8 protein-coding genes are annotated in these 17,481 nt (G+C 60.9%); 4 read left to right on the top strand and 4 right to left on the bottom strand.

All coding sequences use genetic code 11. The features are described 5' to 3' along the window. Window positions 1-11: 11 nt before the first annotated feature. On the top strand, window positions 12-9,110 hold the full coding sequence (locus BFP92_RS16860) for a hemagglutinin repeat-containing protein (protein ID WP_065930368.1): 9,099 nt from the start codon (window positions 12-14) through the stop codon (window positions 9,108-9,110). Then, entirely contained in the window at window positions 9,107-10,012 is a 906-nt protein-coding gene (locus BFP92_RS16855; protein WP_065930367.1) for a PoNe immunity protein domain-containing protein, read from the top strand. Before BFP92_RS16860 ends, BFP92_RS16855 begins: the two co-directional genes overlap by 4 nt. Before the next feature lie 220 nt (window positions 10,013-10,232). Here BFP92_RS16855 and guaA read toward each other — a convergent pair whose 3' ends face one another. From guaA to BFP92_RS16835, 4 genes are all read right to left on the bottom strand, one after another. Continuing rightward, the gene (gene guaA, locus BFP92_RS16850) at window positions 10,233-11,810 is read right to left on the bottom strand and encodes a glutamine-hydrolyzing GMP synthase (RefSeq protein ID WP_065930366.1); all 1,578 of its coding nucleotides are present in this window, start codon (window positions 11,808-11,810) and stop codon (window positions 10,233-10,235) included. Window positions 11,811-11,891: 81 nt separating this feature from the next. Continuing rightward, the gene (guaB, locus tag BFP92_RS16845; RefSeq protein WP_016977684.1) at window positions 11,892-13,361 is read right to left on the bottom strand and encodes an IMP dehydrogenase; all 1,470 of its coding nucleotides are present in this window, start codon (window positions 13,359-13,361) and stop codon (window positions 11,892-11,894) included. A 259-nt stretch (window positions 13,362-13,620) separates the two neighbouring features. Continuing rightward, window positions 13,621-14,169 carry a sugar ABC transporter ATPase gene (locus BFP92_RS16840; protein WP_065930365.1) on the bottom strand — a complete coding sequence of 183 codons (549 nt, stop codon included), beginning with the start codon at window positions 14,167-14,169 and terminating at the stop codon, window positions 13,621-13,623. 143 nt (window positions 14,170-14,312) lie between these two features. Further along, window positions 14,313-15,080, bottom strand: a complete 768-nt coding sequence (locus BFP92_RS16835) for a sulfite exporter TauE/SafE family protein (protein WP_065930364.1) — start codon at window positions 15,078-15,080, stop codon at window positions 14,313-14,315. A 99-nt stretch (window positions 15,081-15,179) separates the two neighbouring features. On the opposite strand from BFP92_RS16835, the gene BFP92_RS16830 reads away from it, so the two are divergent. Next, window positions 15,180-16,070, top strand: coding sequence for a LysR family transcriptional regulator (locus BFP92_RS16830; protein ID WP_065930363.1), 891 nt, complete (start codon window positions 15,180-15,182; stop codon window positions 16,068-16,070). 30 nt (window positions 16,071-16,100) lie between these two features. After that, a complete protein-coding gene (gene xseA / locus BFP92_RS16825) occupies window positions 16,101-17,480 on the top strand; it encodes an exodeoxyribonuclease VII large subunit (RefSeq protein WP_065930362.1) in 1,380 nt (459 codons plus the stop codon). Window position 17,481 lies beyond the last annotated feature (1 nt).

The following is a 17,481-nucleotide window of genomic DNA, read 5'->3' as shown; positions in this document are numbered from 1 at the left end:
ATGGAATTGCTATGAACAAGCACCTGTACCGAATTGTTTTCAACAAGGCACGCGGGCTGTTGATGGTGGTGGCGGAGAACGTCACCAGCCAGGTCAAGGCGCCGGGCACTCGCGTCAGCCTCACCACCGCCTCCGCAGGCTGCACGGCAACGCTCGGGCCGATGCGTTTTGCATTGATGATCGCGCTCGGGCTGGTGTCCTGGAGCGCTGTACCGGCGTGGGCGGCGGGCACGATTGTGGCCGATCCGGCCGCCGCAGCCGGCCAGCGTCCGACGGTGATTCAAAGCGCCAACGGCACGCCGCAGGTGAATATTCAAGCGCCCAGCGCGGCCGGGGTTTCGCGTAACACCTACAATCAGTTCGATGTCGACCCGCGCGGCGTCATCCTCAACAACAGCGGCGCCAACACCCAAACGCAACTGGGTGGCTGGATCGAAGGCAACGCGGCGATGGCCAAAGGCAGCGCGCGGGTCATCCTCAATGAGGTCAACGCCAGCAACCCCAGCCAGTTACGCGGCTATGTCGAAGTCGCCGGGCAACGCGCCCAGGTGGTCATCGCCAACCCGGCCGGCATCACCTGCGACGGTTGCGGCTTCATCAACGCCAACCGTGCGACCCTGAGCACCGGCCAGGTGCAGCTGGAAAACGGCAGCATCAGCGGCTACACCGTGAACGGCGGCACCCTGAACATTCAGGGCAAGGGCCTTGATAGCCGCGACGCCGATTACACCGATCTGATTGCCCGAACCGTGCAGGTCAATGCGGGTATCTGGGCCAATGACCTTAAGGTCACTGCCGGACGCAATCAGGTCAACGCCGACAACACCCAGGCCAAGCCTCAGGCCGGCGCCGACGGCGACAAGCCAGCCGTCGGCATCGACGTGGCGCAATTGGGCGGAATGTACGCCGGGAAGATCGTGCTGGTGGGGACCGAATCGGGTGTCGGCATGCGCAATGCCGGGCAAATTGGCGCCATGGCGGGTGAAGTGGTCGTCAGCGCAGACGGCAAACTGCACAACATGGGCACAATCAGCAGCACCACGGCCACGCGTATCACTGCCACAAGCGTTGACAATAGCGGCTCACTTTACGCCAAGGGCGATTTGAACCTCACCAGCTCCGGGGATATCGACAACAGCGGCACGATTGCCAGCCAGAATCAAACAACCCTCAGCGCCAAATCGATTCGTAGCACCCAGGGCTCAAGCCTGGCGGCGGGCGCAGGCGTGGACGGCAAACTAGGCAGCAGCGGCAACCTTGCGGTGCGCGCCACCCACGTAAAAGCGCAGGGTCAAAACCTGGCGGCAGGCGATGTCAGCATCCAGGCCGATGATCTGGACCTCAGCGGCAGCCAGACTCAAGGCCGCAATGTCACCCTGACCGCCAACAACGGCGATAGCAATCTCAGTGGCAGCCGCGTGGATGCCAGCCAGACCCTCGCGGCCAACGCGACAAAAACCCTGCGCACAGACAGCGCCAGCGTCAACGCCGACAACCTGCAACTGAACGCCAGTGATCTGTCCAACGTCGGCGGCGAGCTGGTGCAGACCGGCGTCGCCGACACCTCGATAAACGCCACCGCGACCCTCGACAACCGTAGCGGACGAATTGCCTCAAACGCGACCAATACCCGGATCAGCGCCGGTCGCATCGACAACAGCAGCGGCAGCATCGAACACGCAGGCAAGGGTTCGCTGGGCATTCAGGCCAACCACCTCGGCAGTACCAAAGGCAGCATTGCCAGTAATGGCAGCGTGTCGATCAAGGCTGACGACGTGGTGCTGGATGAAGGTCTGGCCCAGGGCCAACAGCTCACGCTTCAGGCCCGCACTCTGTCCAATCAATACGGGCGCATTCTGCAAACGGGGCTGGAGCCTTTACAGATCAATGTCAGCGAGCAATTCAACAATCAGAACGGCCAGGTCAGCAGCCCTGGCGCTGTGGCGATCAACGTTGGCACGCTGAATAATCAGAACGGCAAAGTTGTTGCAACCGACGGCGGCCTGCTGACGGTGACCGCCAGTGATTTGATCGACAACAGCGGCGGAACGCTGGCTGCCAGCGGCGGCGCTGAACTGAGCGGCGCGCGCCTGGAAAATGCTCAGGGCACCCTCAGCGCCAGCAGCACGCTGCAAGCCCGCTTCGGTCAACTGAACAATATCGGCGGCACGCTCGCCTCGACCCAGCGCATGGCGATCATCGCCGGGCAATTCAACAACACCCATGGCGTGCTGGGTTCGGTGCAGTCCGGGCTGTCGGTGAACGTGACCGATGGCGCACTGAACAACGACGCAGGGCGTCTCGAAGCCCAGGGCGACATCGCCGTGGCGGCGCAAGGTGTGAACAACCACAGCGGTGTGATCAGTGGTCTGGCACTGGACCTAAACAGCAACAGCAATCTGTTTGACAACAGCGATGGCACGCTCGACGCACGCGCCACGCTCGACTTGCGCAGCGGCGAATTGCGTAACGCGGCGGGCTTGATTCAGTCTGCAGGCAAACTGTTTATCGACACCGCAAATCAGGCCCTCAATAACCTCGACTCCGGCACCACCAAAGGCATCAGCGGTCAGGATGCCGTGGAAATCCGCAGCGCCAGCGTCAATAACAGCACCGGTTTTTTGAGTACCAAGGGCAATCTGTTGCTCACCGCCAGCGACGTGGTCAACACCAACGGCGGCCAAATCATTGGCGAGAAAACCGTACACGTCGACGGCGCACGCCTGGATAACCGTGGCGGCCAGTTGCAAAGCCTCGGCGACGTCGAGCTGGCACTGGGTCAGGCCCTCATCAATCAGGGTGGGCTGGTCCGCAGTGCAGGCGCGTTGAACCTGAGCACCGATGTGCTCGACAACAGCGCCACCCAGGGCACCAACCTGGGCCTTGAAGGCCGCAGCATGAACCTGGCGGTCAACACCCTCAACAACCAGACCGGTGCCGTGCGCACTGATGAAGGCCTGCTGCTGGGCGTGAGCCAGACGCTGAATAACCAGAGCGGGCTGATCTCTTCGACCGGTGACCTGACCATCCGCGACCGCGACACAGCGCAGCGTCGCCAGTCGGTGAACAACCTCGACGGTACGCTGATTGCGGGCAAGCTGCTGTCGCTCAACGCGGCCTATTACAGCGGCACGGGCCGGGCCCTGAGCTTGGGCGACATCAAGTTCAGGGTGCAGAGCGGCCTTGATCTGAGCGGGCAGATTCAAGCCAACAACGGCGTTGATCTGAGCACCGCCGGAGCGCTCAACAACACCGGGCGTTTGCTGGCGGGCAAGTCCCTGCTGGTCAGCGCGCAGACGCTCGACAACAGCGCCAACGCCGAAATCAGCGCGGGCCAGGTTCGTCTGAACGTCGCTGACACCCTGACAAACCGCGGGCTGATCGACGGCCAGCAAGTCCGCGTGCAGGCAGCGACGCTGAATAACCTCGGCACCGCGCGCCTGTATGGCGACCAACTGGCGATAGCCACCTCGACGTTGAACAACCTCGATGAAAATGGCACCGCAGCGACGATAGCAGCCCGTGAATCACTGAATATCGGCACCGCAACCCTGAACAACCGCGAGCAATCGCTGGTCTTCAGTGCTGGCGATCTCGCCATTGGCGGGACCTTGAGCACGCTCGACACCGCCGAGGGTCGCGCCCAATTGCTGACCAATGCCAGCGCGACCCTCGAAGCGCTTGGCGATCTGTCATTGAACGTACAAAGCGTGCGCAACACCAACGAACATTTCAGCACGCGCGATGTTGAGGTCAGTCGAACGCCTGAGCAGGAATTTCAACTCACCGGCTCGACCAACCGCTACCAAGCCAACGAGATCTCCCTGCGCCACGATGAGGTGAATTACCTGGTCACCCCCGAGGGCCAGCGTGACAACTGGAACCGCTACGACTACACCCGCGTCGTCAACGAAACCCAGATCGCCACCTCGGCCCCGGCGCAGATCCTGTCTGGCGGGACAATGCAGATCAGCGCCGGCGACGTGCTCAACGACAAGAGCCGCATCATCGCCGGCGGACTATTGCAGGCAGACGTCACCAGCCTGACCAACACCGAAGTGTCGGGCCAGCGCACCACCGTCGACAGCGGCAGCGTCACCAATTTCTACCGCATCCAGCGCAAGGGTCGCGACCGGCAAGGCGCGAACACCGCAGCCTATACCCCTGCCCCGCTGATTCAGGATATTTCCCTGCAGCCTACCGTCTTCGCGCAGAACACAGCGGTCAGCGGCACGGGCACCCAGATCAGCGCACGCGGGACTCAGGCCGTCGGCCAGCAGATCGCTTCCACCGGTACGGTCAGCGCTCCGGCCGCCCGTACCTTTCAAGTAGCTCCGATCGTTCAGGTTGCAGCGCAGACCACCCAGAACGCACAAGGCGTGGCCGAGCAAATTCGCACCGGGGGGCCGTCCCTGGAATTGCCGAATAACAGCCTGTTCACCACCCATCCGCAGACCACCAGCAATTACCTGGTCGAAACAGATCCGCGTTTCGCCAGCTATCGCACCTGGCTGTCTTCGGATTACATGCTGGAGCGCTTGCAAGTCGACCCTGCGCTCACCCAGCAGCGTCTCGGCGATGGCTTCTATGAGCAAAAACTGATTCGCGAACAGGTTGCACAACTGACGGGGCGACGCTTTCTCGACGGCTACGCCAACGACGAAGCGCAGTACCGGGCGCTGATCGACAATGCCGTCACCCTGGCCAATCAATGGCAACTGGTGCCGGGCATCGAGCTGTCCCCCGAGCAGATGGCGCAACTGACCAGCGATATCGTCTGGCTGGTACAGAAAAAAGTCACCCTCGCCAGCGGCGAAACCCGCAACGTGCTGGTGCCGCAGGTCTACGTGCGCGTGCAGGAAAGCGACCTTAACGGCTCTGGCTCGCTGATTGCCGGGCAACGCCTGAACCTGAACATTGCCGGTGATCTGGTCAACAGCGGCAGCCTGGCCGGGCGCAGCGTGATGGCGATTACCGCGCAGAACATCGAAAACCTCGGCGGCCGCATCCAGGCCGACAAGGTTTCGCTGACGGCACGGGAAAACCTCGACAACCTCGGCGGCCTGATCGGCGCGACAGACAGCCTCGCCATCAACGCCGGGCGAAACGTCAACGTCGTGTCCAGCAGTCGTGACAGCAGCAGTGCCCAAGGCACCCGCACCAACCTGTCACGGGTGGCCGGGCTGTTCGTCAGCGGCGCTGGCGGCACCCTCGACGTCAGCGCAGGCAAGGACCTCAACCTGACCGGCGCCCAAGTGGTCAACGCCGGCACAGGTGGTAGCACATCGCTCAAGGCAGGCAACACCATCAACCTGGCGACGGTCGGCGAGGCCCATCAGCAATCGGTGAGCTGGAACAGCAGCAACTGGCGCAAAGACGCCAGCCAGACCGAAGTCGGCTCAACCATTCAAGGCCAAGGCGATGTGCGCCTCAGTGCCGGGCAGGACCTCAATGCCCGAGGCGCAAGCGTCACCAGTCAGCAAGGTGCAATCATCGCCGACGCCGGGCGCGACGTGAACCTGACCGCAGCGCAAAACACCCAGTTCGCCGATGAAGCGCACAAATTCAAAGGCAGCAACGGCCTGTTCTCCAGCAAGACCACCACCACACGCGACACCGTCAACCAGACCCAGGCGCAGGGCTCGACGCTGAGTGCCGAGAAAACCTATGTGCAGGCTGGCCGCGACATCAACGTGAACGGCAGCAGCGTGGTGTCCACCACCCAGACCATTCTGGCGGCAGACAACAACATCAACATCGAAGCGGCGACCGAGAGCAGCAGCGAACGTCACGACAAGTCGGTGAAGACAAGCGGCCTGTTCAGCGGCGGCGGTATCGCGGTCACCCTGGGCACACAGCAGCAGAGCGTCAAAGACCTCACCCTCCGTCAGACGGCGGCGGCCAGTACCGTGGGCTCGACCAGTGGCAATGTGCTGATCGATGCGGGTAAAGGCTATCGCCAAGTGGGCAGCCACGTCTCTGCGCCCGAGGGCAACGTCGACATCACCGGGCAGACCGTCGACATCGTCGAGGCACGCAACACCAGCAAGCGCGAACGTGAAACTCTGTTCAAACAGACCGGGTTCACGCTGACGGTGACTAACCCTGTCATCAGTGCAATCCAGACCACCCAGCAGATGAAGCAGGCATCGGAGAAAACCGATGACGGGCGCATGAAGGCGCTGGCAGCGGCCACGGTCCTGCTGGCCGGTAACAACGCCGCTACGGCGGTGGCAATGGACCCTGGCGCGGCAGGTGGTATCAACATCAGCCTGTCGCTGGGCACCAAGAAGAACGAAAGCAAAACCACCCAGACCAGCGACAGCGCCGCCGGTTCGACCATCACCGCCGGTCAAGATGTGCGCCTGCGCGCGACCGGCGCAGGTGCAGACAGCAACATCACGGTCCAAGGCAGCCAGATCAAGGCCGGGCGTGACGCCAGCCTGATGGCCGACGGCGACATCAACCTGCTCGCCGCCAACAACACCAGCCAGCAAAACACCGACAGCAAGGGCAGCAGCGCCAGCATCGGTATCGGCCTTTCGCTGGGCGGTAGCAGAAACGGCTTTACCCTGGACCTGGGTGCCACCGGAAACCGGGGCCAGGCCGACGGCGACGAGCTGACCCATACCAATACCAAAGTGGAGGCTGGCAACCAGTTGCTGCTGTCATCCGGCGGCGACACGCAGCTTAAGGGGGCGGTGGCCAGTGGCAAAAAAGTCATCGCCGACGTCGGCGGCGATCTTAATATCGAAAGCCTGCAAGACACCAACACGTACAAAGTCGATGAAAAGAGCCTGGGCATCGGCATCAGTCTTTGTATTCCACCGTTCTGCTACGGCATGAGCTCGATAAGCGGTGCCAGCGCAAACTTTGGCGCAACCAACATCGACTCCAACTATGCCAGCGTCACCGAGCAGTCAGGCATCAAGGCCGGTGATGACGGTTTCGACATCAACGTGCGGGGCAACACCGATTTGGTCGGCGGCGTGATCGCCAGCAGCGACAAGGCCGTGCAGGACGGCAAAAACAGCCTGGTCACATCCAGCCTCACCAGCCGCGACATCAAGAACAAGGCGGATTACGACGCCAATACCGTCAGCCTGGGCGGCGGCTACAACAAAGTCGGCAAGGACCAGAAGGGCAACGCGCAGACTGGCGGCAAGGTTAACCCGGGCACCGACCTGGCCAAAAACGAGAACAACATCGGCGCCAATATGCCGATCGCCATCAGCGCCAGCGACAAGGCAAGCAGCCTGACACGCAGCGGCATCAGTGGCGGTGCCGTCGTCATTACCGACGACGCCGAGCAGCAGAAACGCACCGGCCAGACCGCTGAACAAACCGTCGCCAGCCTCAACCGTGATGTGTCCAGTGATCGCGATGGCAGCAACTCGCTCAAACCGATCTTCGACGAAGATGAAATCCGCGCCGGTTTTGAGATCGTCAGCGCATTCTCCAACGAAGCCAGTACCTTCCTTGCGAACAAAGCCAGGGAAGCGGACCTCAAACGCCAACAGGCAAAAGAGCTGCAGTCAAAAGCAGACAATCGTGACACGCCAATGAGTGACGCTGCGCGCCTGCAACTGCAGCTCCAGGCGCGGGAGTACTCGGCACAGGCCAACGCGATCTCCGAAAACTGGGGCGCAGGCGGCACCTATCGCCAGATCACCACCGCCCTGATCGGTGCTGCAGGCGGCAATATCAGCGCGGGCAACGCTGCCTTCGTGCAAGGCCTGGTGGTCAATTATGTGCAGCAACGGGGCGCCGGCTACATCGGCGACCTGGTGGCCAAAGGCGAGCTCACCGAAGGCTCGCCACTGCACGCGGCACTGCACGGCATCGTCGCCTGCGCCGGTGCCGCCGCCAGCAGTCAAAGTTGCGGCAGCGGCGCGGCAGGCGCGGCGGCATCAAGCCTGCTCACCGGCCTGTTCTCACAAAGCAGCCCCGACGAAAGCGAAGAACAACGCGAAGCCAAGCGCAACCTGATCGTCAGCCTGGTGACCGGCCTGGCAGCGACCAGCGCCTCCATCGACCCGACCACCGCCAATACCGCGGCGGGTGCGGCGGTGGATAACAACTGGCTGGCGACTCAGCAGATCGTGCAGTTCAAGAAGGAGTATGACGAAGCAAAAGGCCTGATTGCCGCCGGCAAAGTCGTTGCCAAATGGTCGTACATCAGCGGCCGGCAGGATGTTCTGACCCAGTTCGGCATCGGCAAGGGGTTGGCCCAGTCAGGCTGGAATGACGTCACGGGCCTCGCCGAATTTGTCGCGCACCCCATCGAAGGGCTTACCGGCCTTGGCCAACTGATTAATAACCCGGAGGCCAGAAAGCAGTTTGGCGACAGCGTCGTCAACGAACTCAACGTTAAGATAGAAACGATCAAGACCGCGCTGGAAGTCGGCGGCGACGAAAACGCCGAAGCATTGGGCAAGGCCATCGGCGAAATCGCCTGGCAGGTCGGCAGCATTGCAACGGGGGTGGGCGGGGCTGCGAAAGGTGGCGTGGCGCTGGCCAAGGCGGGGATCAAGGTTGGAGCGCAGCAGCTTGAAAAGATGGCTGAGGTGGCGAGCCTCGCCAAATTCGACAAGCTTGTAGCACGCGGCGGGCAGTTCAACCCTAACGGCACCCCGCTGATGGACTTCCGCGCCATGACCAACGCGCAGAAGAGCATCGTCGGGGACATCATGGGTGGAGAGCAAATCAAGACGTTGGTGCCCGGCGCTGAAAAAATTGGCCGGGCTCCCGATATTGGCCAGACAGGCATTGACGATTTGTACAAGGTAGATAAGCCTGGTGTCGACTACCTGATTGTTGAGTACAAATTTGGCTCGTCCAAGCTGAAGCCCACCCGAGATGGGCTGCAGATGAGTGATGATTGGTTACAAGGTAGCTCTACTAACTACAATCGGATTCTGGAGTCTGTCAACGGTAATGAAAAAGCTGCTGATAGCATCAACAAAGCACTACAGGCAGGCCGTGTCGAAAAATGGCTAGTCCATACAGACCCGTTTGGAAATGTCACTGTCGGCGTCCTGGAAAAAAATGGAAAATTTGTAGCTGATCCAGTTGCCACATCAAAACTATTAGGAAGGGCCGCTAAATGATTCGCGCACCATTAGGGGAAATAAGCTACTGGTCTGAGTGGATTGAGTACAACGACGATTACATAAAAAAAGAATCTGTAGCCGCTGATAACAACTCAGGTGATCAGAATTACGCGCCCCAATTCCAATTTACACTTGCTCAGAAACACTGGCACCAAATTCTGCGCAAATACTCAGCCGGATGCCCAATTACTGACTTGGCGCATTATTTCCCCGGTCTGTTAGATGCTTGGGAAGAAGCTGAGCGGCTCGGAGCAGCAGTGTGGACTGCAGAGCAGCAATTCACCCGGCACCACTGGCGCGTCAACTACGACCACTACATCGTTTGCTTCTGGTTGGTCGGCTTGGCACTCGCACTCGACATTCCAGACGAGCAATGGCATCGCTTGCTGGCCTTGATCGGCAATGATGGCGAAGACGTACTTCTTGATCGGATCATTGCCAGCCGCAGTCCAGACCGCAAGATAGGAGCCGTGCTTCTATATCCCAAACCCTATGGTCGTTTGTTGAAGGCAGTAAATGCGCCCTCAGATTCTCAGGCACCGCTGCTCAAAGCCTTTGTCGAGCACTGGTATCTGGAAGTGCGCACTGGCGCGAAATCCGGATCAGACCCGCAAGCGGTCAGCTATCGGCATCCTTATTGGTATACCTATGGCGACCAGAACTTTGAAGGCGGGGCTTATTTTGGTCGTTGGTGTGTAGAAGCCGTGGCTGCCGTGAAGGCGTTTGGAATGGATGACTCGCCATGTCTAGGTCAAGAGCATTATCCGGGAGACCTTTTGAGACCTGATGGCCCTGGCACTCACCCGGCAAGAGAGACAACAGAGCCACATCCACCGTTGGCTTCAGCAAAGAAAGCCGGCTTTTGGGCCCGAATTTTCACCCGGTCCAGTGATAGATAAGCGCCAGTGTGATCAAGCAAGACACGGCTATCGCAAGGCACGCACCCGCCGAGAAGTGCCAACGTCGATGCCGGAGATGGGAGGAATAAAGTGCTTTGAACCTGGTTTGATTCACCGACAGATGAATGCCTTCAAAGCGTTCACGTCAGCAAGAATAAGCCCTTATCGCGGGCATGAAAAAACCGGCAAAAGCCGGTTTTTTTCATGCCTCGCTGTGGGCTCACTCCCACTCAATCGTCGCCGGCGGCTTGCTCGACACGTCATAAGTAACGCGCGAAATGCCTTCGATTTCATTGATGATACGGCCGCTGACCGTCTCCAGCAGCTCATACGGCAGGTGTGCCCAACGCGCGGTCATGAAGTCGATGGTCTCTACGGCACGCAGCGCAACAACCCACGCATAACGACGGCCATCACCGACAACGCCAACCGATTTCACCGGCTGGAACACCACGAACGCCTGGCTGACCTTGTGGTACCAGTCGGCCTTGCGCAGTTCTTCGATGAAGATGTGGTCGGCGCGACGCAGCAGGTCGGCGTATTCCTTCTTCACTTCACCGAGGATGCGCACGCCCAGGCCCGGGCCCGGGAATGGGTGACGGTAGACCATGTCGTACGGCAGGCCGAGTTCCAGGCCCAGACGTCGGACTTCGTCCTTGAACAGTTCGCGCAATGGTTCTACCAGTTTGAGGTTCATCTCCTCCGGCAGGCCACCCACGTTGTGGTGGGACTTGATCACGTGGGCCTTGCCGCTCTTGGCGCCAGCCGACTCGATCACGTCAGGGTAGATGGTGCCCTGGGCGAGGTACTTGATGTTGTCCAGTTTGTTGGACTGGGCATCGAACACGTCGATGAAGGTGCGGCCGATGATCTTGCGCTTTTTCTCTGGGTCGCTTTCGCCGGCCAGGTTGTTGAGGAACTGGTCCTCGGCGTTGGCGCGGATCACTTTGACGCCCATGTTCTCAGCGAACATGGCCATCACTTGCTCGCCTTCGTGCAGGCGCAGCAGGCCGTTGTCGACGAACACGCACGTCAGCTGGTCGCCGATGGCTTTGTGCAGCAGCGCGGCAACCACGGAGGAGTCAACGCCGCCGGACAGGCCGAGCAATACGTTGTCGGTACCCACCTGGGCACGCACGTTGGCGATGGCGTCTTCAGCGATTTTCGACGGGGTCCACAGGGCTTCGCACTCGCAGATGTCGAGGATGAAGCGCGACAGGATGCGCCCGCCTTGCTTGGTGTGAGTCACCTCCGGGTGGAACTGCACGCCGTAGTAGCCGCGCTCGTCGTTGAACATGCCGGCGATCGGGCAGCTTGGAGTGCTGGCCAGGATGTGGAAGTCTTCCGGCATCTTGGTGACCTTGTCACCGTGGCTCATCCACACGTCGAGGCCGAAAAGGCCGTCGGCGTCGATGTGGTCTTCGATGCCGTCCAGCAGGCGGCTCTTGCCGACCACGTCGACACGGGCATAACCGAATTCACGCAGTTCGGAACCTTCAACCTTGCCGCCCAGTTGCTCGGCCATGGTCTGCATGCCGTAGCAGATACCGAAGACGGGCACGCCCAGGTCGAATACGGCTTGCGGGCAACGCGGGCTGTTGGCTTCGTGCACGGACTCGGGGCCACCGGCAAGGATGACGCCTTTAGGGGCGAATTCGCGGATCGCTTCGTCATCCATGTCGAACGGGTGCAGTTCGCAGTACACGCCGATTTCACGCACGCGGCGGGCGATCAGCTGGGTGTACTGGGAACCGAAGTCGAGGATCAGAATGCGGTGGGCGTGAATGTCGAGGGCCATGAAGTCAGTCTCGTCTAATGAATCAGAAACAACTCGGGGCTGAAAGAACAGCCCCGGTTACTTAACGTTTTGCTGGAAGCCTCAACCTACGCGGTAGTTCGGCGCTTCCTTGGTGATCTGCACGTCGTGGACATGGGATTCAGCCATGCCGGCGCCGGTGATCCGTACGAACTCTGGCTTGGTGCGCATTTCTTCGATGTCGGCGCTGCCGGTGTAGCCCATCGAGGAACGCAGGCCACCCATCAGTTGATGGATGATCGCGCTCAGGGTGCCTTTGTACGGCACACGGCCTTCGATGCCTTCCGGTACGAGCTTCTCGGCGCCTGCCGAAGAGTCCTGGAAGTAGCGGTCGGAAGAACCTTGCGCCTGGGACATGGCGCCCAGCGAACCCATGCCGCGGTAAGCCTTGTACGAACGGCCCTGGAACAGTTCGATCTCGCCCGGTGCTTCTTCGGTACCGGCGAACATCGAGCCCATCATCACGCAGGAAGCACCGGCGACGATGGCCTTGGACAGGTCACCGGAGAAACGGATGCCGCCGTCGGCGATCAACGGTACGCCAGTGCCTTCAAGGGCAGCAGCCACGTTGGCGATGGCGCTGATTTGCGGCACGCCCACACCGGCGACGATACGCGTGGTGCAGATGGAGCCAGGGCCGATACCGACCTTGACCGCATCGGCGCCGGCTTCGGCCAGGGCCTTGGCAGCTGCGCCGGTGGCGATGTTGCCGCCGATCACTTGTACGTCAGGGAAATTCTGTTTGACCCAGCGCACGCGGTCGATCACGCCTTTGGAGTGACCGTGGGCCGTGTCGACCACCACCACGTCAACACCGGCAGCCACCAGGGCCGAAACGCGGTCACCGGTGTCTTTACCGGTGCCGACCGCAGCGCCGACGCGCAGACGACCTTGATCGTCCTTGCTGGCCAGCGGGTAAGCCTTGGCTTTTTCGATGTCGTTGACGGTCATCATGCCTTTGAGGGCGAATTTGTCGTCGACGATCAGCACGCGCTCTATGCGGTGCTTGTGCAGCAGTTCGCGCACATCGTTCTTGTCGGCGCCTTCCTTGACCGTGACGAGGCGCTCTTTAGGCGTCATCACTTCACGGACGGTGACTTCAAGACGGTTCTCGAAACGCACGTCACGGGAAGTGACGATGCCGACCAGGTCGCCATCGTGCAGTACCGGAACGCCGGAGATGTTGTGCAGGCGGGTCAGGTCGAACAGGTCACGCACGGTGGCGTCGGCTTCGATGGTGATGGGATCTTTCACCACACCGGCTTCGTAACGCTTGACCTTGCGCACTTCGGCAGCTTGCTGCTCGATGGTCATGTTCTTGTGGATGATGCCAATGCCGCCTTCCTGAGCCATGGCGATTGCCAAACGGGCTTCAGTGACGGTGTCCATGGCAGCGGAAACCAGAGGAATATTCAGCTCGATGCCACGGGTTAGGCGGGTCTTGAGACTGACTTCGTTAGGAAGCACCTCGGAATAACCGGGCACTAGGAGAATGTCGTCGAATGTCAGAGCTTCTTGGCTGATACGCAGCATCGCGGGGGCTCCCGAGCGGGAAAATGGAAGCGCGCCATTATATACATGCACCCTGTCGGGCTCAATGTAAAACTCTGACAAACTTGGTAATACTGATAGATGGATAAAACCTGCAGCGCTGGATCGTTCCCACGCTCCGCGTGGGAATGCCGCCAGGGACGCTCCGCGTCCGGGGTCTGCGCAAGGTTGAAGCCCCGCGCTATGGTGACGCGGAGCGTCACGGGATGCATTCCCACGCAGGAGCGTGGGAACGATCGGATTAAAGCTCGACTTTGACCCAACTCATCTTCTGGTCCAGCCAATCGGCAAATTCGTCGATAAAGCTCGGCTTGAACCCCGCCTCCGCCCAATTGTTGAAGATGAAACCCAGGTTGGAAAACCCGCATTCCTGCAGGAACAGAAACCCATTGATGTCATCTTCATGCCCACACAACGGGCAGGTGAAGTTGTCGGTGTGGCCGGGCATCCAGTCTTCGAGGCTTTCGAACAGTGCCTCGCCGACCTCTTTAAGGCATTCGGGGCAGCCGGCTTCTTCGAGAAAGCCCTTGGCCGGCGTGTAGATGCAGCGCTTGTAGATGATCTCCAGGCCATTGATCGGCTCGTTGAACGGCAGCGCTTCGGGGTGCAGCACCACGGCGCGGGCGCCGTCGGCCAGGGCGTAGGCCATGCGGTTGCCGGTGCGTCCGCAGGTGGTCAGCTCTTCCTTGATGATGTTCTTGCGCACCAGCCAACGCACGATGGCCCGGGCGCGGGGTTCGTGGACGGGCAAGGTGGAGATTTTGGGGACAAGGATGCTTTGGGAGTTCATGGGAGTCCTGCGGTGTGGCGTCTGCCGCCATCGCGGGCAAGCCCGGCTCCCACATTATGCGATGTGAACACAGTCGATGTGGGAGCTGGCTTGCCTGCGATGAGGCCCTGAAGCCTGGCAGCTTAATCCCTGCCCCACACAGGTCAAGTACTCAAGTAGCGCCCAATCAACGCAATGCCACTGGCCAACACCAACCACGTCACCAAACGCACAAAGGCTTCACGGGACATGCGCATCGTCAACCTGCGCCCACACCACAGCCCCAGAGCCATCGCCGGCAACAGGCACAACGCCAACAACAGCAGTGGCAAGTCCGCATACACCCCGGCGACCAGAAACAGGCTCAGGCGCACCACTGTGCTGCAACTGATCAACGCACTTTGCGTGGCCCGCGCCGCGTCCTTGGGCAAACGGCTGTTGAGGTAGATCGCATACAAAAAGCCGCCGCTGCCGAACAATGCACCAAACAACCCGCCGACGGTGCCCATGGGAATCGACCAACCTTTGGAAAGCTGAGCGGGCCGCGCCTTCACCGACAAGCTGTAGATTGCATAGGCGCTGATAAACAGCCCCATCAGCAGCAGCAACAGATCCGAATGCAGGTTGAGCAGAAAGATCACCCCCAGCGTGCAACCGATGGCCATGCACGGCAGCAACCGCAGCAGCTCGGGCGTGTTCACGTCTCGCCGCGATTGCAGCAGATTGCCGAAGGCGGCGACAAAATCCAGCAGCACCAGCAGCGGGATGATCTTCGACAGCGGCATAAACACAATCAGGATCGGCCCCGCCACCAGTGCCGTGCCAAAACCGGCAATGCCGAACACGATGTAGGCCAGCACCACACCCAGGCCGATGACCAGCCAATCGACACCACTGAACGACCACTGGCTCATCAGCTCAACCGGACCCATGACGTATTCCTTGAAAGAGACAGTCATCACTTTAGCCATCGCCGAGCGTTGCGACTAATATCTTCAAAGCCCTCCACTCATCTCGAAAAGGCATGACGCGTGATATCTACTCGCCAACTGCGCTACTTCGTCGAAATCGCCGACAGCGGCAGCTTCAGCGCCGCCGCCGAGCGTTTGTTCGTGGCGCAATCAGCGCTGAGCCGCCAGATCAAGGAGTTGGAAACCCAACTGCAAACCCCACTGTTCGAACGCACCGCGCGCCAGCCCCGGCTGACGGCGGCGGGCGAAGCCTTTTACCCGAGGGCACGCAACCTGCTGAGCGAGCTGCTCAAGGCCAGCGAGATGGCCACCCAGGTTGGCAATGGTCAGCTTGGCACCCTGCGCCTGAGCCATTCGAGCACTGTGCCGATGAGCGGACCATTGCTGCACGGCATCAGCACCTGGCTGCAGCGTTGCCCCGGCGTATCGATGGATATCGTCAAACTGTCTTCCGAGGCGCAGCTTGAAGAAATTGCCGACGGGCGCCTGGACGTCGGCCTGTTACGTTTACCGGTTCTGCGCCAGCGCGAAGGCGTGCGCGTGGTGCCTTTATATAGCGAACAACTGGTGTTGGCGGTGCCGCCCAATCACCCTCTGGCACGCAGCGATACGCCTGTCGAACTGGCACAGCTCAAGGACGAAGCGTTTATTTCAGTTCCACACCCCCAACGAGGCGGCTTGAGTTATCTGTCAGCCGAACTGTGCATGCGCGCAGGATTTTTCCCCAGGGCCGCGCGAGTGATGTCGCGCAAGACCACGCAATTGCAGCTGATCCAGGCCGGCTTCGGAATTGCCTTGTTACCAAAATCCATGCAGGACATTGCCCCCGCCAACCTGCACTTTTTGCCTCTGGCCGACCCGGACTGCATCAGCACCGTGGCCTTGGCGTGCGCGCAGACGCCGAGTGCGCTGGTGGAGCAATTCTGCCAAACCTTGCGCGAATGCCTATAAACTGCCGCCCATGATTAAAGATCGCTCCTCATGATTAAAGATCCGTTTGCCCGCTTGGGCCTGGACCGCGAAGTCCTGACTGTCAGCCAGCTCAACGGCCGCGCGCGGGTGTTGCTGGAAGACGTGTTCACCAATATCTGGGTCGAAGGCGAGATCTCCAACCTCGCCCGCCCGGCTTCCGGCCATGTGTATTTCACCCTCAAGGACAGCGGCGCCCAAGTGCGTTGCGCGCTGTTTCGCAACAATGCCGCGCGAGTGCGCCAGGCGTTGAAAGACGGTTTGGCGGTGAAAGTGCGCGGCAAGGTCTCGCTGTTTGAGGGCCGTGGCGACTACCAGTTGATCCTTGATACCGTGGAACCTGCCGGCGATGGCGCGCTGCGTTTGGCCTTTGATGCGCTGAAGGAAAAGCTCAGCGCCGAAGGCCTGTTCAGTGCCGAACGGAAAGTGCCGCTGCCGGCGCACCCTCGGCGCATTGGCATCATCAGTTCGCCAACCGGCGCGGTGATTCGCGACATCATCAGCGTGTTCCGCCGTCGTGCGCCGAACGTTGAACTGACACTGATTCCCACCGCCGTGCAGGGTCGCGAAGCGATCCCGCAGATTGTGCGCGCGCTGAAACTGGCTGACGCCCGTGGCTTTGACGCATTGATCCTGGCCCGTGGCGGCGGTTCGCTGGAAGACCTCTGGTGCTTCAACGAAGAAGCCGTAGCCCGTGCGGTAGATGCCTGCGTGACGCCCATCGTCAGCGCCGTCGGCCATGAAACCGATGTGTCGATCTGCGACTTTGTGGCCGACGTACGCGCCCCCACGCCCTCCGCCGCCGCCGAATTGCTCGCGCCAGACGCCAGCCACCTGGTACGTCAGGTCGAAAACCTGCACCGCCGCCTGGTGATGCTGATGCGCAACCGGCTGAGCCATGATCGCCTGCGCCTGGATGGCATGGCCCGCCGCCTGCGCCACCCTGGCGAACGTCTGCGCCAGCAGGCCCAGCGTTTGGACGATTTGGACATGCGCCTGCGCCGCGCCTTCGAGCGCAGCCTCAATACCCGTCGCGAACGCCTGATCCGCCTGGAAACCCGCCTCGCCGGCCAACATCCCGGCCGTCAACTGGCGTTGCTGCGCCAGCGCCTCGACAGCCTCGCAGAACGCCTGCCCCGCGCCATGCGCGAAGGCCTCAAGGCACGCCGCCTGCAGTTGCAAAGCCAGGTGCAGACCTTGCAGGTGGTCAGCCCGCTGGCCACCCTGGGCCGTGGCTACAGCATCCTGCTGGACGAGCGCGGCCAGGCGATCCGCAACGCCGCGCAAACCCACACCGGCCAGCGCCTCACTGCGCGACTCGGTGAAGGCCAATTGCAGGTGCGGGTGGAAGATAACCACCTGACGCCCGTCACCCTTTCGTTACTGGATTGAT

Source organism: Pseudomonas sp. 58 R 3, from assembly GCF_900006605.1.
GTDB lineage: Bacteria > Pseudomonadota > Gammaproteobacteria > Pseudomonadales > Pseudomonadaceae > Aquipseudomonas > Aquipseudomonas salomonii.
Note: the sequence above shows the minus strand (reverse complement) of the source record. Positions and strands in the feature narration are given on the sequence as shown.